The organism is Merdibacter massiliensis, assembly GCF_900155395.1.
GTDB classification, from domain to species: domain Bacteria; phylum Bacillota_I; class Bacilli_A; order Erysipelotrichales; family Erysipelotrichaceae; genus Merdibacter; species Merdibacter massiliensis.
The window spans coordinates 78168-101207 of sequence record NZ_LT699725.1 but is presented as its reverse complement, the minus strand read 5'-3'; the positions used below and the strand labels follow the sequence as shown (position 1 = coordinate 101207).

Sequence of the window (23040 nt, the reverse complement as noted above, 5' to 3'; positions counted from 1 at the left end):
CCTGAGTGTTCCTTTAATTATTAACATGGTGATGGAATACAGGAGTCGTCTCATCTATTGCACGAAATTCATAGCCTTGCTCTTTGCAATACTGCAAAATTTGGGGCAAGGCTTTTACTGTTTCCTCATTGCCTGCACCATCATGCATTAATAACATGACAACATCCTGTGATCCAATCTCTTTTTTTGCTTTTTCTATCAATGCAGATGCATCTAAACTTGTGTCCCCATCTCCATTTGTTGCATTCCAATCATAATAAGCATAACCTTTTTCCATGACCTCTTTTGTCAGCTGGCTCATGATGCCATTGCAATAATTTCTTGATATCGTATTGCTGCTTCCCCCGGGGAAACGCAGTACCTTGCTCTTTTTCCCCGTTTGTTCATATAGGATCTCTTGCATTTTTTCAATATCACTAAAATAAGCATCACTGTTTTGATAGATCTCTTCATATTTATGAGAATACGTGTGGATACCGATTGTATGCCCTTGTTGTTCTTCTTCACGAATCAAATTGATATATGCGGGAAATTCATTTGTAACAAAAAAAGTAGCTTTTGCATCAGCTTCTGCTAACATTTGTAATACTGCTTCTGTGTTTTGACTAGGACCATCATCAAAAGTCAAATAGATGATCTTTTTTCCTTCGTCTTCTTGCGCCAATACAGGCTGCGCTTCCAGATAAACTGTTTCTTCTTTTGTTTTCATTCCCATCCAGCATGCCAAGATCAACACGCCTGCCATTCCAATAGAGATATATTTTTTTGTCGTTATTTTCACAGTTTCACCTCAAACATAATCTGCCCTGCTACATCATTTTTATGTATTGCAGTTCCTATCGCTTTTCTTTTTAGAATAGGCAACGTATAATAAGTGTTAGGTGATTTTATGCAAATAGATACCCATATCATTGACCAATATCTAACAGATAAGCCTTTGAATCTGGAAAGCTTTCCTTTCCCTATCGACCGATGTCCTCTTGATCCTCATCGTAAAGAAGTCGTACTGGAATTAAAAAACAGAACAAAACGATCCTTAACTGATTTTCCTAATTTTAATAAAGATCTTTATACAACATTGTTTCCTGCATTATCCAAATATTTGGAAAATACTAGGATTATCCTGCTTGTAGGATCCAAACATTTTTTTAGTAAATTTGTAATGGACCAAAAACAATATTATGTGATAGATCTGATCCAATGTGCTAATATGACCTCAATCGTGTCGCAAATGATGTATTTGATCTTACATACCCTGCATTATGAAACGACTTGTTCTTATTTAAAACACGTTCACCCTTTTCATGCACCATCTTATAAGGCTTTCTTAAATTATCATTCTTTTATTGAAGGATTTGCTACTTATTTATCATGGAACGAACAAGCAGATGATTATCATCTTTATACTGACCACTATGATCAGGCTAGAGAAAAGGCATTTGGAACTTTGTACGAAACTTATTTTATAGATTCCCCAAACATCCAGCAAACGATTCTTCACTCTTTGTCCAAGCTCTCTTTTTGGGATCAATTTACCACCATTTCCGCTTTATTCTACATTGATGACATTTATCGGGAACATGGAAAAGACGGTTTACATCGTCTCTATCAAGAAGGCTGGTCACAATGGATAGAAACCATCTTTGCATTGCCTGTATAAGATGCAACAAGCAGATAAACAATAGAGTAGAGGGAAGAAATTAATCTTCGCCCCTCTCATTGCACCGTACGTACGGGTCTCGTATACGGCGCTACATTTATATGTTAATACAACCTATCTTAGATAGTATGCTAGAGGATTGACCAATCCAGGTCTTTCCTCTTTTCTTATGGCTAGAATATCCGCATTAAGTAAGAAATTAATTACATTCCCATTTGCTTGTTTATATAGGCCAAGCCTTGTATTCGCTACCGAGTAGAGTTGTTCATCACTGAAGTGATATGGCAATTTCTCATTCAACTTTTGTAGATTTTTATATATCCTCGGTGGTACTTTCCACTGTTTTAAGATGATGACCCTTATTTTGTGCCTTAACCATTGTCCAAATTCATCGATGAAGTTCTTCATCCTTCCGATTCGAAAGTAGTTTATCCATCCTTTGACGATTTGGTTTGTCCTGGTGAATGTTTTAGCGTTGGTCTGTGCTACACATTTCTTTCGAATGAGTTCCTTTCGACATTTATCATACAGGCTTTTCTTACTCTTCTTTGTAGGAATACATTCCCATTTTGATGAGTTCTTCCAGTATGTAAAACCTAGAAAATTACTATTCGTTGGTCGTACTACCTTTGTTTTGGTTGCACTGACTTTTAGGAATAATTTTCTCTCCAGCCATGATGTGACGGACTTCATCACTCGATTTGCTGCCATCTCGCTTTTAACGAAGATATTACTGTCATCTGCATATCTCACAAAGCATAGTCCCCTTTCTTCCAGTTCCTTATCAAATTTATCTAAGTAAATATTTGATAGAATTGGACTTAGAGGTCCTCCTTGTGGCATTCCTATGGCATTTGCTTTGACAAAACCATTTTCCATGATTCCTGCCTGCAGGAATTTACGAATCAAATGCAATGTTGTCGAATCATTCACATGCTCTCTAAGTATTGAAATTAATTTATCGTGATTTACTGTATCGAAGTATGCTTCTATATCTAAATCGATGACCCATTCGTATCCTTCATTTAAGTAGTCCAGTGTTCGCAGGATGGCATCATGTGCACTCCTGTTTGGTCGAAATCCAAAACTATTCTCACTGAATTTACTATCATAAATATCTGATAACACTTGAGCTATCGCCTGTTGGATGACCCTGTCTACTACTGTTGGAATTCCCAGGGGTCTTTTCTTTCCATTTGATTTAGGAATATAGACTCTTCTTACAGGTTGAGGTTTGTATTTCTTCGCCAGTATCTGTTTCTTTATCTGTTCCCTATAGGCCTTGAAATACTCGTCAATTTCATCCACTGTCATCTTATCAATGCCAGGTACACCTTTATTACTTTTGACTCTTTTGATTGCCTCTTCGAGATTTTCATCTCTTAAGATCACTTCGATCAATTTCATGTTGTTGCTTCTCCTTCCTTTTGTAAATATATTTGGAACCATTCCCTCTACCTTCATTCCCATGGGATTACGATTCCCACTTATGGAACTATCCTCGATTTCGAACTATCCAAACATTGCGCATGGTGAGCTGCACCATATAAACATTAGGTCCTTGGGTATAGATGTCTCTACCTACTACGACCTCAGCTGACTTCTTGTGGTAAACCTTTTTCGACCGATGTTACCATCACTGATTTTAAAGATATTGGATTTCATCGTCCACAAGACCTCCCGGGGTAATTCACGAATCCTGTTTCTTTCACAACGTCCTGATTTACTGTCTTGGTTTTACGTTTACCTTTTGGACTTCGGTTTGATATGCAACCTTATCCACCATTTAGCCTTATATCCGGTTTCTGTTCGTACGCTCGAAAGAATCGCTACACCACTTCCTCCATCCTCAACATCACTGTTAACGACTTGTGGTTCGCTACACTTGGCGGTAACTACCTGTGGTTGGCTTATCTCCAACTGAATTCGTGCCATGCCCGGCACACATATAAAAAGCCATTCGATGTGAAGATGAATGGCTTTTTCATAATATTCCTTATGTAAATAAAGTCAGGTATGAATAAACTGATTTATTTAGCAAAGACAGAGAGTACTTCACTAACTGGACGATCGTGTTCCATCGCACGGATCACTCCGCCAAGCACTGGTCCAACAGACAGGACCTTCATACGGTCATATCGTTTTACTTTCTCGCTCTGATCGATTGTATTCGTACAAACAAATCCGGCAAGGTCAGCAGCTTGCAAGCGTTCGATTGCAGGCTCGCTCAATACAGCATGTACACAACTTGCGTAAATTGCTTTTGCTCCCTTATCACGAAGCATCTGGATTCCAGATACCAAAGTTCCTGCAGTATCCACAATATCATCTACAAGGATGGCTGTTTTCCCATCGACATCACCAATCAGGTTCATTGCTTCTGCAACATTTGGTTTTGGACGTCGTTTATCAATGATAGCTAAAGGTGCATGCAACATCTCTGCAAGTCTGCGTGCACGTGTGACACCTCCATGATCCGGAGATACAACAACCACATTATCCAGATTGATAGAACGGAAATAGTTGCCAATGATGCTCATGGCACTGATATCATCTGCGGGAATATCGAAGAATCCTTGAATCTGTGTTGCATGCAGTTCCATTGTAATCACGCGATTTGCTCCTGCTGTTTCCAATAAAGAAGCAACTAATTTAGATGTAATTGGCTGACGCGGTCTCGCTTTACGATCCTGACGTGCATATCCAAAATACGGCATGATCACCGTAATGTGTGCTGCACTTGCCCGCTTGCATGCATCAATTGCAATCAGAACTTCCATCAAATTCGTAGAAACCGGATTACAAGTAGATTGAACGATGTAAACGTGTTTTCCACGAACAGACTGTCCAAGTTCTACCATGATTTCTCCATCCGCAAAATGTTTTACTTCACATTTAGCCAAAGGTAACCCTAATTCAGCTACGATTTCATTTGCCAATTCGACACTTGAACTTAATGCAAATACCAGTGTTTTCTCCATTTTTTACGATCCTCTCTTTATTTATTTTTATATTTTGTTCCATAACCAACTTTAATTTGTTGACGGCTGCGGGCAATGCCCATATCTCCATCGTTTACAGAATCCGTTATTGTTGAGCCTGCTGCCAAAAGTGCATTCTCTCCAATTGTTACTGGCGCAATCAAATTACAATTGCTTCCAATGAATGCACCGTCTTTGATCGTCGTGCGATATTTATGTTTGCCATCATAATTTACAGTAACGACACCACAACCAAAATTCACACCGCTGCCTACATCAGCGTCTCCAACATAAGTTAAATGTGCACATTTACTTCCATTGCCAAAATGAGAATTCTTAAATTCGACAAAATTACCGATACGGCAATTTTCACCAATTTCTGTGTGGTTGCGCAAATGGCTCATTGGTCCGATCGTTGTATGTGCACCTACACTGCTTTCAACGATCTTGCTAGAATCAATAGTCACATTATCTGCAATAACAGCATTGCGCAAGAACGAATTAGATAATATTGTTACATTTGCCCCGATTTTTGTTTCACCTTGAATGATCACATTTGGGTAGATGATGCTGTCTTGTCCAATTTCTACATCTACATCGATATATGTAGTATCCGGATCAATGATCGTCACCCCATTGCGCATATGTTTTTCACATTCATGCCGTGTCATCCATTTCTGTGCCTTTGCCAGGTCAATTCGATCATTTACTCCCATCGTTTCTTGCGGGTCTTTTACGATCATTGCATTGACACGCAATTGTTTACGATTGAATATCTCAACCAAATCTGTCAAATAATATTCATTCTGTACATTCTCGTTTCCAATTTCTTTTAGATTTTCAAATAATAATTTATTCTTGAAACAAAAAATACCCGTATTGATTTCTTTGATCTCCAACTGTTCTTTCGTACAGTCTTTCGCTTCTACAATTTTTTCTACACTTCCATCGTTTCCGCGTACGATTCGTCCATAATGTTCCCCATTTGGAAGCAGTGCAGTCAATACGGTCATTTCACTATTTTCATTTGCCGCAAATGCAGCCTCGATCGTCTCGCTTTGAATACATGGTCCATCCCCACATAGGATCAATGTATCTCCATCCACATCTTTTAAACTTTGTGCCTGCATAACGGCATGCCCTGTTCCAAGCTGAGGCTCTTGCAAAGCATACTGAACGCTCTCTCCTAGATAGTCTTTTACACTCTCTGCCCCATGACCGACAACAACGACAATGTTCTCTACTCCTGCTTTTTTTAAGCTGGATACGATATGTCCGATCATCGGTTTATTGGATATGGGGTGCATGACTTTGTTCAGAGAAGATTTCATTCTAGTTCCCTTGCCTGCGGCAAGTACGATTGCTGAACGCATTTCTATTACCTCCATTATCATCTCATTGTATATTTTAACAAAAAATATAGGCAAAAAAAAGGTAAACTCCGGTAAAATCCAATGTAGAATGAAAAAAAACCTATTTTTTCCATATCTCGTTCTTTTTTCTCATTATATTATTTGTTCACTACGCACTTTCTTTTCATAAAAAAAGAATGACTGTGGTTCAGTCATTCTTACTGCAGTTTTGCTAATTGATTTTGTAGATCCGTGATCTTATTATTTAAGTCTGAAATCTTAGAATTGTAATCTTCTATATTGGCACTTGTCGTACCTTGTAAAGACTCATATTCTCTTTGTGCGCTCTCATAGGTAATGCCTGCTTGCTGATACTCACTATTGATGCTTTCAATTTGCTTATTAACTGCATCGATCTGTGTTTGCAGCTCTGCTCGTTTTGATTCGTCTGTTTCACTCTCTTGCTGTGCTTTCAAACGTGCTAATTCTGATTCTGCATTCGTAAATTCAGAAGAATTTAATTTTGCCTTTGCATTTTGATAAGCTGTTTCGGCTTTCGATAAGGTACTTTTCGCATTTTCCAACTTTGTATTTTCATCGCTGATCAATGACTGGTAATAAGAAATTTCATCTTGATATGATTGGATCTGTCCATTGATCTCTGATATTTCTTTATCATGATTTGTTTCGATCTGGCTATCACTGATGGAAGAATCCTGTTCGCTATCCGTTGTAGACTCGCTTTCCTGTTGTTGATCTTGTGTTGGTTTTGCATCTGAACCAATAATTGCTCTTACAGCAAAAAAGATCCCAACTAAAATTGCAATAGAAATGATTCCAATTACAATATATGTAATGATCTTGTTCAGACGATGATCTTTTTCTTCATCCTCTTTCACAGAACGCAATGAACTGTTATCTGTATTATATTTTTTTGCATTTGCTTGCTTATCATTTTTCTTCTGTTGTTTTTTTCTTTCCTCTTCTTCTACAAGATGACGCATATCATCTTCGCTGATGATCACGGTTGCGTTTGTATCTTCACTTTCAACTTCTAACTCTTTTGTCTGCTCTTCCGGCTGTTCTTCCGCAACAGATATTACTGTAGTTTTTTCTAATGACTCCTCATTTTTTATTGACTTCAGTTGATCCAATGCCGATGTGGAAGTATGTTGAACAGATTCTATCTCGGTTTCTGGTCGTTGATACATTTCTGTTTCCTGTCGAATATTTGCCGCTGCTTTTTTCTTTTTAAACTGCTGGATTTTCTCATGAAGATCATCCTGTTCATGAAAATCTTTTAACAAAGCATCTAACTCCTGATCAGATGTATCTTGCATCTGCTTATTTTGCTCTTCCTTTTTCATCTAAAAACCTCCTTAAGAGATATACATATTCTATCATAAGCAGTGGGTTTACACTATATAAAAAATGCGAGTTTTCTATTTCTCGCATCCTATTTTTCTAACATTTTGTGCCTGTGGCCCCTTCGGACTGTCAAATATTTCAAAACAAACGATATCTCCTTCTTCTAATACTTTAAAACCTTCCATCTGTATTTGTGTGTAATGAACAAACACATCCTGGTTATCCTGATTACTAATGAAACCATAGCCTTTTTCTGAATTAAACCATTTTACTTTACCTTCCAAAATCTCCCCTCCTTTTTCATCGAGACCGTTTCTTATTTTGTTCCAACAACAATGGATGTATACAAAGTACGACTGCCTCTATCTCATTATTATGCGTTTTTAACAACTGATATGCACGCTGCAACGTAGCTCCTGTCGTACAGACATCATCTATTAATAACAGATGACCCTGTGGAATCGGATATTCTTCTTTTAAAAAGATTTCTTGCGATACTTGTGCTCTTTCTACTTTTGAACGTTTGGATTGTTTGAAATCTGTTTTTTTGTATAATGGCTCATAAAGCAATCCTGGAATATTTTTCAGCATCTCCCTTAATGGTGAAAAACCTCTTTCTATGAATTTATGCTCACTGCTTGGCATCAAAATCCATTTTAGATGCCGATGCTGGTGAAACCATCTGGAAAACGGCAGAAAGAATAGAGGTGCTAATGCAATATCTCTCCCTTCTTTCATTTGAAACAACAAGGCTTCCATAAATGAATCATACAGATAAAAAGCAAATATATTTAATCCGTTGATCTGCACTTTTCTGTTGACTGGGCAAAATTGTGCTCTGCATTCTTTGCATAAAGGATCCTCCATGAATAACCACTGCTGTAACGTTTGATGATCTTGCAGCTCGCATAAACATATCAAACAGTATTTCATCCGATTTCATTCACCCTTTTTTCCAAAGAAGCATTCATTCGTTTTAGTTCCGATATGCACTTTGTTTGAGCTTCTGTGATATAGGTACATAAAAATAATCCTTTCCCATCCGGATATTCTTTCTTCCTGCCTGCTCTGCCAATCATTTGGATCAAACTTGCTGTCGAGAAAACAGGGTGTTCGCTATGAAACACCACAATCTGTACATCGGGAATCGTAATTCCTCTTTCCAATACAGTCGTTGCGAAAAGAATTTCCACTTTTCTTTCTCTAAACATTTCCAATATGGTATCTCTATCTTTGCTTTTGGAAGAAAGCGAAGCACAGGAAAATAAAAGACGATATACAAATGACAGCCAAAGGGACATACGAATGGTAGGCACAAAAACAATCGTTTGTTTCTGTTTATGATGATTATCAAACAAAAACTGAATTAGAAAAAGGTGAAGGATCCCCGTTGGTGCATGCAGCAGCTTCGGAATCACTAACGGATGGGCATGCGGCCTCTCAAATAAAGTTACTTCTTTTAATTTACCTTCTTTTACTTCTTCGATCATTTCTTGATCCGGTGTTGCAGTCAAATAAAGGATCTCCCCGATACAAGCATTCATTGCTATCGTTTTTAACAAAGCATTGCCTCTGTAAGGAAATGCATCCACTTCATCCATGATCAATAAATCAAACACTCCATAATAACGATACAATTGATGCATTGTGCATACGATCAGATCTCCTTGGATAACAGAAGTATATCCTTCACAGACAGCAATTACATTTAACATAGGAAATGCTTCTTGCATTCTTTGTGCAATCTCTAACACGACCTGTCTGCGCGATATGGCAAATCCCACCTTCTTTCCTTCTTGAATATAGCGGCAAATTGCTTCCATTGTAAGTTCCGTTTTCCCTGCACCTGTTGCTGCATAAATCAATACGTTCTCTTTATTCTCTAAATAATGACATACTTGCTGAACCACTTGTTTCTGCAAATTTGTCAATTCATAAGGCAGCTGATAAGAACATGCTATTGTTTTCGCTTTCCATTTTAGTGAAACCGGCCTCTCATTTACATTGATCCTTCCGAAAGCAATACAACGGCGGCAATACCAAATGCCACGATCATTGAAAAAAAGCTCTTTATTTGTGTTACCACAACGCTGACAACACATGACTTGTTTCATATCTTCTCCTTTCAATATTTCTATACGTATTTATCTGCTTTTTCGCTAACTCGTGTGCTCTAAATTTTTAATTATTCCTACTTGCCATTTCTATAGAAAAAGTGATACGCTTGTATCACTTTATAGGGGTGATTTTAAATGATTTACATACAAACAATACGAACAGCCATCCTGCTGTTTCCTGTTATCGCTTTATTATTGACCATACCATATATGATCTGGGAATATCATAAATATGGTGCTATCCTCATTCTGCGTACACTGATCATCTATTCTTTCATCTTTTATCTCATGTGCGCTTATTTTTTAACCATCTTGCCTTTGCCTACTTTCGAAGAAGTGCTAAACAGCACCCAGCCAATTTATGAATTACGTCCATTTCACAGTATTGGGCTGATCTTGCATGAAAGTCCGCTCATCATCAGTGATCCATCTACTTATCTTGCCACATTGTTCTCTCCTAATTTTCTTCAGGTCTTTTTCAATATCCTACTCGTATTCCCTTTTGGTGTCTATCTGCATTACTATTTTAAAAGAAGCTGGTGGCAAACCATCCTTCTCTCTTTCTTGTTATCTTTGTCTTTTGAGTTGATACAGAGAAGTGCTTTATTTGGAATTTATCCTCGTCCTTACCGTCTTTTTGAAGTAGATGATCTGATTTGGAATACTACCGGCGGCTTATTGGGCTTTTTATTGACACCCTTATTCACTTTTTTCTTGCCAAAAAGAGAACGATTGGATGAAGTAGCCTATCACAGAGGAAGACAGGTTTCCCCATTGCGAAGAGGAATTGCAACTGGTATTGATCTTGCATTCACTTTCTTCTGTGCTTTCTTAATAGCGAAAGTATGCAGTCACTATGGGATTCTAGCATTTCGTATCCGTTGGGGCATCTTATACTGTGCGATCACCTATTGCTTATTCTTCCTGATCATTCCTTGGATAACGAAAGGAAAGACAATCGGAAAACTGCTCGTACATCTGCAATTAATGAATGATAAGAATCATGCTCCATCTTTCATGCAATTATTGATTCGATCTTCTCTCTTTGCGATCACTTATTGTTTATTGCCGCCTGTTTTAATGGCTGGCATGATCTATATCGTCTACTCACAAATGATCTTGCAGATAAGCATTCAGCCTGCTGTTCTTTTTATCACTTTTTTCTGCGGTTTCATTTATATTTTTCAGATGATTCTCACTTTAGGATCTTTATTTACCTCCGAAATTCAACCCGCTTATATCCGCTGTTCTCACACAATAAACATCAGCACGATAACTGCGCCTTCCAGAACTGAAAAGATCAACCATCACAATGTTTGATCTAACAATGAAAAAGCTATCTAATTTCAGGATTAGATAGCTTTTCATTATCTATGCTTTTTTGACAAAATTCCATGCATCTCTGCACATTTCTTCCAGTCCCATCTCTGCTTTCCAGCCAAGTTCTTTCCATGCTTTATCCGGTTGAGCATAGCAGGTTGCAATATCCCCAGGACGGCGGGGATCAATTTGATATGGAACATCTACCTCATTTACTTTCGCAAATGCGTGAACGACGTCCAATACACTGTATCCCTTTCCTGTCCCCAGATTATAGGCATCTACACCTATATGTTCATGCAAGAGCTTATGTACTGCATTTACATGTCCCTTGGCAAGATCCACTACGTGGATATAATCACGTACTCCGGTACCGTCTGGTGTATCATAATCATTTCCAAACACATGCAACAACGGCAGCTCTTTATTTGCCACTTTTACGATATAAGGCATCAAATTATTCGGAATATCATTTGGGCTTTCTCCTAAAAGACCGCTTTTATGTGCTCCGATTGGATTAAAATAACGCAACAATGCAATATTCCATTCATCATCTGAACGGTAAAGATCGCGTAAAATCTGTTCGATCATCAATTTAGTCGTTCCATAAGGATTTGTCGTAGGCCCCAGTCGACATTCTTCATCGATCGGAATTCGCTGCGGATCTCCGTAGACAGTAGCACTGGAAGAAAAAACCAAACATTTACAATTATGCTTGCGCATTGCTTTGCAAAGCGCCAATGTCGTCATGATATTATTCTCATAGTACATCAATGGTTTGGCAACAGATTCTCCCACTGCCTTATATCCAGCAAAGTGAATAACTGCCGCAATATCATGTTTATCAAAAATCGCTTCTAACGCATCTTCATCTTTACAATCTTTTTCATAAAAAGTAACTTTTTTATTTGTTATGCTCTCAATTTTATCGATGACATCCCGCTGTGAATTGTATAGATTATCGATGATCACAACTTCATAACCTGCATTTAACAGCTCCACGCATGTATGCGAACCAATAAAACCCGTTCCACCACTAACTAGAATTTCCATACCTTACATCCTCTCTAAAAATAGCAGCCTATTTTTATTCACTCTTGCATTATAGCATTCTATATAGCAAAATGCATCTGCTCCTTCTCATTGTACATGGTTTCTCTGAAAGAATGTACAATCTTTTAATCGTTTTCCTGCCTCAATAATTTGATCATCCTCCACTACCAAAGCCAAACGCACATAGCGTTTTCCTTCAGGACCGAATGCTGTTCCTGGTGTAACGATGATCCCGCATTGTTTCAAAAGCTCAACTGCAAAAGTTTCACTATCCTCAAATTCTTGCGGGATCCTTGCCCACTCAAACATGGTAGCTTTGCTTGGATTCAACATCCAGCCGGCTTCTCTAAAACACTTGACCATCAGGTTCCTTCGATGCTCATATGCATCTCGTGTAACTGCTACGCAATTCTGGTTTGCATTCAAAGCAACGATCCCTGCTTTTTGAACAGGCAAGAAGATGCCATAATCCATATTCGATTTTAGTATCTTATATCCATCGATGATTTGTGCATTCCCCACAAGAACGCCTAAACGCGCCCCAGCCATGCCATATGTCTTGGAAAAAGAATTCAGTTCGACCCCAACATCCTTTGCCCCTTCATATGACAGAAAGCTTTTCCCTAATGTTCCGTCAAAAACAAGTTCGCTATATGCATTATCATGTAAAACAGCAATTCCCCAGCGTTTTGCAAAAGCAATCAATTGATTGTAAAAATCATCATTTGCCGTTGCTCCGGTCGGATTATTCGGATAAGAAACGATCATCAAAGTTGCTTTTTCAGCTATTTCTTCTGGGATGTCATCAAATTGAATCAGATAATCGTTTTCTTCACGCATAGGCATGAACCAAATATTGGCACCTGCCAATCGTGGTCCATCCGCAAAGATCGGATAATAAGGATCCGGCACCAGTACATAATCGCCTGGATCACAGATGGTTAATGCAATGTTGGCCAAAGCTTCTTGTGAACCTTGCAAAGTCAGAATTTCACCGTTCGTATCTAACTGTACGCCATAACGCCGTTGGTACCATGCGGCAATTGCTTCCTGCAGCGCCGGCAGATCATGAATGGCATAACGATAATTTTCCGGTTTGGCCACTTCTTTTGTCAATGCAGCAATGATATGTTCTGCAGGTGCAATATCCGGTGAACCAATTGAAAAATCAAGCATCTGCCTGCCCATTGCCTGCTGTTTTTGCTTCTCTTCATCTAATTTTGTAAAAATAGAAGGATGAAAACACTCCATTCGTTTTGCACGTTTCATTCATCATTACCTACCCTTCTCTTTTTTGACTCGTCTGTATTACGACATGGTGATGCCGGCAACGAGCTTCATAGCATTCCTTAGCTCCTACCAGAACAACCTTTTCATCATAAGCAGCAGGATGTCCATTGATCAATCGCTGCGAACGTGTCGCCGGTGCACCGCAGCAAGTACATACAGCCGTTAATTTGGTCACAAATTCACTTTTGGCTAATAATTCTCCCATGATGCCGAATGGTTCTCCGCGAAAATCCAGATCAAGCCCTGCAACCATTACCCGCTTTCCTTCATTCGCATAGCGTTCGCATAATCCGACGATTGCTTCATCAAAAAACTGTACTTCATCAATGGCAATGACATCACTGTCTTTTTCTACTAATGAAGCCAATTCATTTGTATCTCTCACTGCGTGACAGGGAATTCTTGTACCATTATGGGAGGCGACAGCATCTATTGCATAACGATCATCCATACGCGGTTTAAATACTTGAATCTTCTTTTTTGCATAACTCAATACATGAATGCGGCGAATCAATTCTTCACTTTTTCCTGCAAACATGCATCCGCAAATAACTTCGATCCAACCTTCATGATATTGCTGATACATAACAATTCTCCTTTTTTCTCACCCATTATAGCACAAACTCAATTTTTAAATAGAAAAACTCCCTATTCGGCATAAAAAAAACAGCGAAGTATTCGCCATTTTTTTATTTAAGTCCGTATTTTTTATTGAACTTCTCGATACGTCCCTGTGCTGCAGCAAAACGCTGACGACCAGTAAAGAATGGATGGCAGTTTGAGCAAGTATCAACACGCAATTCCTTCTTTGTTGATCCGGTTTCAAATTCAGCACCGCAGGAAGTACATTTTACCACAACACGATGGTACTCTGGATGAATGCCTTGTTTCATTTTCATACTCTCCTTCCGCCTTAGACCTCAGGTGGGTCCAAAGTAAGTGCTTATATATTATAGCAAGGCATTCGTAAATACGCAACCGGATTTTTCAAGAAATATTATTTTCATGAGAATAAAATGATGGATCGATCCATATTTGTGATAAAATGAGGACGATACAAGGAGGAAATATGAATCGATTCTTAGGTCATCTAACGACAATTACAAAACATAAAATAAAAGTAACGCGGTTGTGTTTTCGATGCGGCCTCTATTCGCAAGGAATCAAACATGATCTTTCCAAATATTCTCCTGTTGAATTTTGTGCCGGTGTTCGCTATTTTCAAGGAAATCGCAGTCCAATTGACCGCGAAAAAGAAGTAAAGGGATATTCTTTAGGATGGTTACACCACAAAGGAAGAAACAAACATCATTGGGAATACTGGCTAGACAACGGAAAAAATGGCGTACAGGCTTTGGAAATGCCTACGAATTATGTCGTTGAGATGTTCTGCGACCGTGTTGCTGCTTCACAAATTTATATGAAAGATCAATATACTGATCAAAGTGCTCTAAACTATTATTTAAACGGCAGAGGACATATCATGATCCATCCCAACACGGATAAGCTTATCTTGCACATGCTCACATATTTAAGCGAACATGGCCTTTCTGACACGATTCAGCACATACGCAAAGATATATTAAAAAATACTTGAGCGCATAAGGCGCTTTTTTTATTGCCAGCGATAATGTGCAATGATGGTAGAATTATGCAGTTCATCTCTTTCTCTGGGACCCCATGCGTCAAAATGAATCAACAAAGGATAACCTTGTGAATTACGGCGGTCACTGCAAATCCCGATATGCTGTCGATAAACGACAATGTCTCCTGGCTGCCATTCTTTGGGATCTTCACAAAGGGACGACAATTCTGTTGCATGACGTTGAAAATAAATTTGCAAATTATCCACACGTCGATAATCAATATTGGCATCCGGAATATCAATTCCATACAATTCCTGGTTTTGTATGATATCATCATTCACCATATCTTTTAAAGAATAACCAGCTGCAGCAAATGCATAGCTGATCACATCGGTACAAACACCATACCCGTCATTGGGAGTTCCTCCTGCATAATAACGGCTCCCATATCGCGGATTTGTTTGAATATAGGCTCTTGCCCCGAGAACAAAGTCATGTACATCATCGATGCCGTTATTATTCTTGTCTTGACTGCTGTGATACTCCTCTATTCCAAAATCTGCCGCACTCTTGCTTACTTGCCATGTTCCAAATAAATCCAAAAGCGTCAAAGAAATAACCAGCAGACTAGAAAACAGGATCCATAAATACCATCGTTTCATCCTATCACCCATTTTAGAATATCATACTATACAATATCCGCAAAAGAAAAAAGTCAAATTGTAAAATCTGACTTTGTTTTTCATGATATTACTCTTCCAGTCCGCCCAGTATTTCCAGTATTCGATTGAGATCATTGACATCCTCATAACGTATCGATATATGATGTTTGTCAATCGTAACATTTGTCTGAAAACGATCCTCCAATCGATGACAGACAGCTTCCATATGAATATCGCGTTCTTTTTCTTTTTTCTTTTCTTTCGGCTTTTGTAATTCTTTTACTAATTTTTCAACTGCTCTTACGCTTAATTGTTCCTGAATGATCTTTTTTGCCAGTGTTTCCATCTTCTGAGGATCACTGATTGATAACAATGCCCGAGCATGTCCCATGCTAAGCTGATGATTGATCACATATCCTTGCAAATTAACAGGAAGCTTCAACAAGCGTAAAGTATTTGTTACATGTTCACGCGATTTTCCGATATGAGATGCCAGTTCTTCTTGTGTATAACCTAAACGCTGAATCATCTTTTCATATGCCTGTGCTTCTTCGATTACGTTCAGATCTTCACGCTGGATATTTTCCAACAAGGCAATCTCCATCATCTGCTGATCATTAAATTCCATTTCTATAGCAGGGATCTTCTCCAAGCCGGCCATCTTACTGGCACGCAAACGGCGTTCACCAGCAATCAATTCATAGCCGCCTACTGATTTTTTTACCAAGATCGGAGTAAAAACACCATGTTGCTGAATGGATTGTGCCAGTTCTTTTAAACGCGCCTCATCAAAGCTCTTCCGCGGCTGATAAGGATTGGGACGCACTTGATCTACTGCTACTTCAAAACGTCCGCTGACATGTGTATCTGATTTGCCTTGTTGAATATCTTCCAACACTTCACTGACATCTTCACCAAAAATTGCTGCAAGTCCTTTCCCCAGACGTGCCTCACTTTTTTTTGCCATGCTGCCACCTCCCTACTTCTTATTCTGTTTGACTACTTCATTCGCTAATCCAGCGTATGCCTTCGCCCCTTCACACCGTACATCATATTCAAATATAGATTTTCCACGGGAAGGTGATTCACTCAGTTTGACATTCCGCGGAATGTAATGATGATATACACGGTCTTTAAAATGCTGGCGCACTTCCTGTTGTACCTCAACGGAAAGCTTCGTTCGTGCATCAAACATCGTTAATAATACGCCTTCGATCATCAAATGCGGATTAAACAACTGCTGCACCAAACGAATCGTCAACAACAGCTGAGTTACACCTTCCAATGCATAATATTCGCATTGTACAGGAATGATGACAGAGTCAGCTGCAGTCAGTGCGTTTGTATTCAATAAACCAAGAGACGGCGGACAATCAATGATAATATAATCATATCGATCTCTTACCAGCTCTAATTTCTTTTTTAATAATTCTTCTTTTCCAGCTTCAAATTGCACCATCTCCAGATCCGCACCAGCTAAAGAAATATTAGCCGGAATGATATCGATCGGCGGTTTACGCAAATGTTCGATCACAGCATCCGGTGTATAATCTTCCATCAGCATGTTGTATACAGTCAGCTGATTTTCAGCCTTTGCAGCTCCAACTCCCTGTGAAGCATTTCCCTGCGGGTCAAAATCGACCAATAATACCTTATTTCGCAAGTATCCTAAACCAGCAGCTAAATTGATAGCTGTTGTCGTTTTTCCAACTCCACCTTTTTGGTTTGAAATCGCAATGATTTTTCCCATTTCTTCACGTCCTTCTAACTATTTTGGAAAATGAAGCGTAACAATAACTTCCTCTTCCTTTTCAATTACCTCATGATGAATCTCGATCCCGCTTTTTTCGATCATAGACACAGCCTGTTCAATTGTGTTCAAACCAATCTTGATATTGCGAGTCAATCCTTTCAACACTTTTTTATGCTTTACAGTTTTTTCCTCTTTTTCTTTTTGGATCATCTTTTCGCTTTGAGCAACCGTCATTCCTTTTTTTACGATCGTCTCCATTGCTGCTTCCTGTTTTTCTTTTGGCAATGCCAGTAAAGCTCGTGCATGGCGTTCAGATATTTTTCTTGATGTCACCGCTTTTTGCACTTCTTCATCCAATTGCAGCAAGCGAATTTTATTCGCAATTGAACTTTGGCTTTTCCCTACTTTTAACGCCAATTGCGATTGATTGATACCGCTTGTCTTCATGATCTGCACATACGCTTTTGCTTCTTCAATCGCACTTAAATTTTCACGCTGAATATTTTCTACCAACGCCATTTCTGCCATTTGTACTTCATCTGCATCAATCACAACAACCGGAATTTCAATCATTCCGGCAATTTTCATGGCTCGATATCTTCTTTCTCCAGCTACTATTTCATAACCGTCTTTTTCTTTTCTTACAGTGATCGGATGAATCAGGCCATTTTCCCTGATAGATTGTGATAATTCCATCAATGCTTCATCATCAAAATCAATACGAGGCTGATATGGATTTGGTCGGATCTCATCGATGGAAATCGTTTTGCTTTCTCTCATTCTTTCATCTCCTACAATGGGTGCTTCTTGATCTGTCCATAATTCCTTGGATATTTTTTATTCGTTGTTTTTTCTTTATAATAAAACACATTGATACGTACAGCACCATCACTCAATAGTGTTTCTTCTTGTTTTTCCAATCGAGCTCCCAATGTTTCGATTGCATGTTTGGCAGCAAGCACTTCCTCTTTTGCGCCAGGGCCTTTCATAGCGATAAACTGTCCGCCTACACGCACCAATGGCAGACACAGCTCGCTGAGAACCGGCAATGAAGCTACTGCCCTTGCAGATACGATATCAAAACATTCCCGGTGAGCAGCAGCATATTCCTCTGCACGCACATGCAAACAATGCACATTCGTCAATTGCAGTTCACTGCATAATGCTTCTAAAAAACGAATGCGTTTTGCTAAAGGTTCTAATATCGTTATCTCTAGATCTGGATATAAAATCTTAACTGGGATGCTTGGGAAACCTGCACCAGCACCAACATCACACAAAGAAGTCGCATTTGTATGTAAAAATGGCAAGACGGAATCATAAAAATGTTTCTCATAAACCGCATTTTCTTCCACTATTGCAGTTAAATTCATCTTTTCATTCCATTGTGCCAACAGTTTTGCATATGCTGCAAATTGTTGCTGTTGTCTCTGTGTAAGAACAACTCCCTGTTCCTTTAATTTTTCTAAAAAGGTCGTTTTTGTAAATGAACCCATATGATTCCCCCAGTAGGTATATTATAGCAAACTTCCGAATCAATCAAAATAGTAACTTTCGCTAGTTTTACTGATACATAAAATTTCCTTATTTCCAAATTTACATTTTACAAAAAAAAATGATATACCTATGCTATACTGAAAATGCGCATTGTAAAAAACAATGCGGATAAAAAAGAGAACAGATTCTCTGTTCCCTTTTGTTCTCTATTATGACACACTTCGTGTTTTCGCTCAATATAGACAACCTGCTGTTCCCCATTCCATGCGTACGAATGGTCAGGCAATTTCCTTATGGATTACATGGAACTTTGATGAAAATAATTCACCAGCAGATGTCAATCGTTAATTTAGCGATCATCGATGGTTCTTCACACATCGGCTTTCTATTGTCATGTTCTCACCGCTCTCTTATTTTTTGGTATCTCTTTTTGTTCATCTTTATTATAGCAAAAAGAAAATGATCAGAAAGCACATTGGAATAAACTGTCGATAAAATGGAAAATCTCGCAAAGAAAGGAGATTCTATGAAAAAAAATATCATTATCATCGCGACCGGAGGGACCATCGCGGGCAGCGGAGAAGCAGGAAAAGCGGCCGATTATCAGGCAGGCAGAATCGATGTTAACGAAATCGTACAAAGCGTCCCTGCGATTTCTGAGCTTGCAAATCTAACCACTATACAGATGTGCAATGTAGACAGCAATGATATGGATGAAGAAAAATGGTGCCGGCTGCGTGATCTCATCAATTTATACGGTGCTGATCCAAGTGTTGACGGTATCGTTGTTACACATGGAACAGACACTTTGGAAGAAACAGCTTTTTTCCTAAATCTAACCATTGCCCATCAAAAACCAGTCGTGATCACAGGTTCCATGCGCCCGGCAACTGCAACCAGTGCGGACGGTCCCATGAATCTATATCAGGCAATTGCATTAGCTACAAGCGAAGAAGCAAAAGGAGCCGGCGTTCTTGCTTTATTTTCCGATACGATCTATTCAGGCCGGGACATCCAAAAGATCAACAGCTATAAAACAGATGCTTTTGAGATTGGCGATTTCGGCTGTTTAGGCTATATGCGAGACGATCATGTATATTTTCTAAGCAAAACCGATAAACCTCATACTGCGCATTCTATTTTTTCTCAACACGAGATACATTCCCTCCCCAAGGTTGCGATTGCTTATTATCACTGCGGAGCAGACAGTCATCTGCTTTCTACCCTGTCTGACAATTGTGAAGGTTTGGTCATTGCCGGCAGCGGAAGCGGCAATTACAGCAGCGCATGGAAAGAGCAGATACACTTTCTCTCAGAATCAAAGATAATCGTTCGATCCAGCCGTGTCTTACAAGGCATCGTTTTTGATTCTTCCGCATTTGATCCTTATCAAGACACCATTCCTTCTTATACACTTTCTCCGCAAAAAGCCAGGATACTGCTAATGTTAGCTCTTTCGATCTCGAAAGATAAAAAACAGATCCGTACTTTTTTTGAAACATATTAAACCATAAAGGCGATGTCTCATCACATCGCCTTTATCATTGCATTATTCACTTTTTTTGGTTTCCATCATCCTATAACATTTTTCCTTTCTTGTTATTTCCGATTGGAACCAGTTATTTGATTTCTTTCATGAACGTTTCGTTATCTATGCATGCTGCATCTTGTATACAATCATTCATTCAATATGTTTGTATGATCAGGAAGAACCTTCATGAAATCTCTCATCCGGATCTTTGTTTCCCGTTTTCACAGGCATTTCTTTTGATGTATCCTACACCATAGTTCTGATTATGCCGGATGATTTAGATTCCGGCTTCTTATATTGTCATCTTCCCACCGCTCTCTTGCTTTTCTTTCTACTTTCATTATATGCAAATCCTATTTCAAGAAAAGTCATTCGGCAAATTTGCACAACTATCTGGTAAAATTTGCTGAAACTTTAATATTCATTACGTTCCACTATCCCCAAAAAACGCTGCCGGTTGGAACGCGAAAGAGGAAGGCGGTCTTGTTGATCCATAAGGACCATATCTCCGTCAACCCCGAAAACATGATGCATATTCACTAAAAAAGATGCGTGGATTCTTTGAAAACCATAAGGTGCAAACTTATTTTCCATATCATTCATGCTGGCACGTTCACTAAACAATCCCCGGCGTGTATGAAAACAAACAAGTTTCTCTTCCTTTGATAAATAATAAATATCATTGATATTCAAAATGACCCTTACTTTATTATAAGAGAAAACATATTCTTCCTTGCCGGCTAAGCGATGAAACATTTTCTCTGAAATAGCCGATAGATCTTCATATATTTTATCAGCAGAAATCGAAAATGTCTGGTGGCGCTCATCCTCGACAGCATTGAAAGATCCATGATCCACATAAATGATGATACGATCTTCAAAAGGTTTTACAAAGACGCTTTCAATACGGGCATTGGCGAATTTTTCATTGAGGATGACAACATCAAAGTGCTCTTTCTGTTGTGCCACGGCAAGTTCACTTGCTTTTAAATAACATCGAAAAAGCCATTCGCGATCGAAAAGCAGCTGACCTAAAGCATAGATGATATCTTTTGCTGTACGTTCATTTTCCAATAAAGCAAATTTGATCATACTCTCATCCTCCTATCTATTCCTATTATAAATCATTATTTACTAAAAAAAAGTGCTTTTCGCCCTTATCTCTCAAAGAAAAAAAGAGGCTGTAACGAATAAGGAATAGCCAAAAATAAAAAATGCATCTAATCTCGAAAGAGAAAGGATGCATTTTTTGGTATAATTTAGCTATGAAAAACATCGAAGTGTTAGAGCTAAATCATTCCTATTTGAGCAATAGGAATTATACCGCATTTCAGATGATTTTACCACTGGATTGTGAAAAAAAGATCGATTCTTCTGATCCGGTGTACAGTTTTCTTGAAGTGATGGAAGGAGTCAACTGGAACAAATATCTTAATCACCCTGCTCACAGAGGGCGTGAAGAATATAATCCCTTCAAGATGATCAAAGTCATCCTGTTTGCGTTCATGAATCATATTTATAGTCTAAGAGATATTGAAAAAAGCTGTAGAACAGACATCCGTTTCATGTTCTTGATGCAGGAGGAAACGCCAAGTCACATGGCATTTCATCGTTTCATCCAAAAGTATTTAAAATATGACATCCAATTCATTTTTAGAGATATATTTGAATCAATTGAGATATTAGATCCGTCAATTGATCATGATACGGTTTATATTGATGGAACCAAGCTTGAGGCCAATGCCAACAAGTTTACTTTCATCTGGAAAAAGACCGCAATCAAAACAAGAGATAAAATATTCACTCGATTAAACGAATGGGTCAAGAAACTGGGTGATCGTATTGAAGCATCTCAAAAAGAGGAGTGGACAATAAAAGACATAGAGAATATGGCTAACCAAATTTTTCATATCGTTGAACAAGAGGGAATCACTTTCATTTATGGAAAAGGTAAGCGAAAAAGCCAGATTCAGCGTTATTATGATGAATTGATGAAATACAAAGAAACACTGCAAAACTGTTTGGAAAGAATTGAACTATGCGGACCTGACAGAAACAGCTGTTCGAAAACAGACCACGATGCAACGATGATGCACATGAAAGAGGACCATTACATGAAGACAGGAATCTTCAAGGCAGGATACAATGCACAGATAGCAGTAAGCAGCGAATATATCCAATTGGCTTGTATCTATCAGGATAGAACCGATCAAAAGACATTTATCAAATTTCTTGAAACATTCAGAGCACTTTATAACAGGATGCCTAAAACAGTAGTAGCGGATGCAGGATATGGATCCTATGATAATTATTTCTTCTGTTTAGAAAATGATATGGAAGCCTATATCAAATATACGATGTATTCAAAAGAAAAAGAAACGAGCTACAAGAAAAAAACATTCATCAAATCAAACTGGAACAGAAATGGAAATGGAAGATATATCTGCCCGGCAGGACATGAATTTAGCTGTATCAATGAAACGGTTGATAAGAGAAGCAAATATTATCGAATCAATCAAACGCACAGTTGTGGCAAATGCACGGATTGCCCACTCAAATCTCAATGTACGAAAGCCAAGGGAGATCGAACGATAAGCGTGAATCCGATACTTGAGGAGTTTGAAAGAACAGCGAGAAAAAAACTAAATAGCGAAGAAGGAATCCATCATCGAGTGCAAAGATCCATACAAAGCGAAGGAGCATTTGGAGTGATAAAAGAAGATTATGCTTATGACAGATTACATAGGAGAAGCATCAAAAATGTAGAAATGGAGTTCCTGTTGGTGTGCGTAGGCTTTAATCTGATGAAATATCATAACAAAAAAACAAGAAAAAAAGCACAAGCATAAATAATGTTGATGGGTTTTCCA

The 23040-nt window shown here is 38.5% G+C and carries 23 protein-coding genes; 5 read left to right on the top strand and 18 right to left on the bottom strand.

What is annotated here, in order from left to right; translation table 11 throughout:
• Positions 1–13: 13 nt before the first annotated feature.
• The gene (locus BQ9859_RS06075) at positions 14–781 is read right to left on the bottom strand and encodes a polysaccharide deacetylase family protein (protein WP_075877355.1); all 768 of its coding nucleotides are present in this window, start codon (positions 779–781) and stop codon (positions 14–16) included.
• Positions 782–889: 108 nt separating this feature from the next.
• Between BQ9859_RS06075 and BQ9859_RS06070 the strand changes: the two genes are divergently transcribed.
• Positions 890–1660: a hypothetical protein gene (locus tag BQ9859_RS06070; RefSeq protein WP_075877354.1), complete on the top strand. Its 771-nt coding sequence runs from the start codon at positions 890–892 to the stop codon at positions 1658–1660.
• Between the two features lie 114 nt (positions 1661–1774).
• Here BQ9859_RS06070 and ltrA read toward each other — a convergent pair whose 3' ends face one another.
• From ltrA to BQ9859_RS06030, 7 genes are all read right to left on the bottom strand, one after another.
• Positions 1775–3067 (bottom strand): group II intron reverse transcriptase/maturase, encoded by a 1293-nt coding sequence (gene ltrA / locus BQ9859_RS06065; protein WP_075877353.1) that lies wholly within the window; start codon positions 3065–3067, stop codon positions 1775–1777.
• A 623-nt stretch (positions 3068–3690) separates the two neighbouring features.
• Positions 3691–4641 (bottom strand): ribose-phosphate diphosphokinase, encoded by a 951-nt coding sequence (locus BQ9859_RS06055; RefSeq protein ID WP_075877351.1) that lies wholly within the window; start codon positions 4639–4641, stop codon positions 3691–3693.
• 17 nt (positions 4642–4658) lie between these two features.
• Positions 4659–6014, bottom strand: coding sequence for a bifunctional UDP-N-acetylglucosamine diphosphorylase/glucosamine-1-phosphate N-acetyltransferase GlmU (gene glmU / locus BQ9859_RS06050; RefSeq protein WP_075877350.1), 1356 nt, complete (start codon positions 6012–6014; stop codon positions 4659–4661).
• 197 nt (positions 6015–6211) lie between these two features.
• A complete protein-coding gene (locus BQ9859_RS06045; protein WP_075877349.1) occupies positions 6212–7360 on the bottom strand; it encodes a hypothetical protein in 1149 nt (382 codons plus the stop codon).
• Between the two features lie 75 nt (positions 7361–7435).
• Positions 7436–7645 carry a cold-shock protein gene (locus BQ9859_RS06040; RefSeq protein ID WP_407940088.1) on the bottom strand — a complete coding sequence of 70 codons (210 nt, stop codon included), beginning with the start codon at positions 7643–7645 and terminating at the stop codon, positions 7436–7438.
• A gap of 16 nt (positions 7646–7661) precedes the next feature.
• Positions 7662–8294, bottom strand: a complete 633-nt coding sequence (locus tag BQ9859_RS06035) for a ComF family protein (RefSeq protein WP_083662708.1) — start codon at positions 8292–8294, stop codon at positions 7662–7664.
• Complete coding sequence (locus tag BQ9859_RS06030) at positions 8291–9475, bottom strand: helicase-related protein (RefSeq protein ID WP_235846403.1); 1185 nt, start codon at positions 9473–9475, stop codon at positions 8291–8293. Before BQ9859_RS06030 ends, BQ9859_RS06035 begins: the two co-directional genes overlap by 4 nt.
• A 138-nt stretch (positions 9476–9613) precedes the next feature.
• On the opposite strand from BQ9859_RS06030, the gene BQ9859_RS06025 reads away from it, so the two are divergent.
• Positions 9614–10798 (top strand): VanZ family protein, encoded by a 1185-nt coding sequence (locus tag BQ9859_RS06025; RefSeq protein ID WP_075877347.1) that lies wholly within the window; start codon positions 9614–9616, stop codon positions 10796–10798.
• A 51-nt stretch (positions 10799–10849) separates the two neighbouring features.
• Here the strand turns inward: BQ9859_RS06025 and galE are convergent, their stop codons facing one another.
• The 4 genes from galE to rpmE all read right to left on the bottom strand — a co-directional run bounded on the left by galE (position 10850) and on the right by rpmE (position 14034).
• Positions 10850–11851 carry a UDP-glucose 4-epimerase GalE gene (gene galE, locus BQ9859_RS06020; protein WP_075877346.1) on the bottom strand — a complete coding sequence of 334 codons (1002 nt, stop codon included), beginning with the start codon at positions 11849–11851 and terminating at the stop codon, positions 10850–10852.
• Positions 11852–11938: 87 nt separating this feature from the next.
• Entirely contained in the window at positions 11939–13120 is a 1182-nt protein-coding gene (locus BQ9859_RS06015) for an aminotransferase class I/II-fold pyridoxal phosphate-dependent enzyme (RefSeq protein ID WP_075877345.1), read from the bottom strand.
• Positions 13121–13130: 10 nt separating this feature from the next.
• Positions 13131–13727, bottom strand: a complete 597-nt coding sequence (locus BQ9859_RS06010; protein ID WP_075877344.1) for a thymidine kinase — start codon at positions 13725–13727, stop codon at positions 13131–13133.
• Positions 13728–13830: 103 nt separating this feature from the next.
• Positions 13831–14034, bottom strand: a complete 204-nt coding sequence (gene rpmE / locus BQ9859_RS06005; RefSeq protein ID WP_075877343.1) for a 50S ribosomal protein L31 — start codon at positions 14032–14034, stop codon at positions 13831–13833.
• 176 nt (positions 14035–14210) lie between these two features.
• Here rpmE and BQ9859_RS06000 point away from each other — a divergent pair, with 176 nt between their 5' ends.
• A complete protein-coding gene (locus BQ9859_RS06000; RefSeq protein WP_075877342.1) occupies positions 14211–14738 on the top strand; it encodes a DUF5662 family protein in 528 nt (175 codons plus the stop codon).
• Between the two features lie 18 nt (positions 14739–14756).
• Here BQ9859_RS06000 and BQ9859_RS05995 read toward each other — a convergent pair whose 3' ends face one another.
• From BQ9859_RS05995 to rsmG, 5 genes are all read right to left on the bottom strand, one after another.
• A complete protein-coding gene (locus tag BQ9859_RS05995; protein ID WP_075877341.1) occupies positions 14757–15389 on the bottom strand; it encodes a DUF1287 domain-containing protein in 633 nt (210 codons plus the stop codon).
• 88 nt (positions 15390–15477) lie between these two features.
• Entirely contained in the window at positions 15478–16356 is an 879-nt protein-coding gene (locus tag BQ9859_RS05990) for a ParB/RepB/Spo0J family partition protein (protein ID WP_075877340.1), read from the bottom strand.
• 12 nt (positions 16357–16368) lie between these two features.
• Positions 16369–17139: a ParA family protein gene (locus tag BQ9859_RS05985; RefSeq protein WP_075877339.1), complete on the bottom strand. Its 771-nt coding sequence runs from the start codon at positions 17137–17139 to the stop codon at positions 16369–16371.
• An 18-nt stretch (positions 17140–17157) separates the two neighbouring features.
• Entirely contained in the window at positions 17158–17922 is a 765-nt protein-coding gene (locus BQ9859_RS05980; protein WP_075877338.1) for a ParB/RepB/Spo0J family partition protein, read from the bottom strand.
• Between the two features lie 11 nt (positions 17923–17933).
• Complete coding sequence (gene rsmG / locus BQ9859_RS05975; protein ID WP_075877337.1) at positions 17934–18638, bottom strand: 16S rRNA (guanine(527)-N(7))-methyltransferase RsmG; 705 nt, start codon at positions 18636–18638, stop codon at positions 17934–17936.
• A 527-nt stretch (positions 18639–19165) separates the two neighbouring features.
• Here rsmG and BQ9859_RS05970 point away from each other — a divergent pair.
• A complete protein-coding gene (locus BQ9859_RS05970; RefSeq protein WP_143404386.1) occupies positions 19166–20146 on the top strand; it encodes an asparaginase in 981 nt (326 codons plus the stop codon).
• Positions 20147–20584: 438 nt separating this feature from the next.
• Here the strand turns inward: BQ9859_RS05970 and BQ9859_RS05965 are convergent, their stop codons facing one another.
• Positions 20585–21262 carry a LytR/AlgR family response regulator transcription factor gene (locus tag BQ9859_RS05965; RefSeq protein ID WP_075877335.1) on the bottom strand — a complete coding sequence of 226 codons (678 nt, stop codon included), beginning with the start codon at positions 21260–21262 and terminating at the stop codon, positions 20585–20587.
• Positions 21263–21435: 173 nt separating this feature from the next.
• On the opposite strand from BQ9859_RS05965, the gene BQ9859_RS05960 reads away from it, so the two are divergent.
• Positions 21436–23019 (top strand): IS1182 family transposase, encoded by a 1584-nt coding sequence (locus tag BQ9859_RS05960; protein WP_075877334.1) that lies wholly within the window; start codon positions 21436–21438, stop codon positions 23017–23019.
• The last annotated feature ends 21 nt before the right edge of the window (positions 23020–23040 follow it).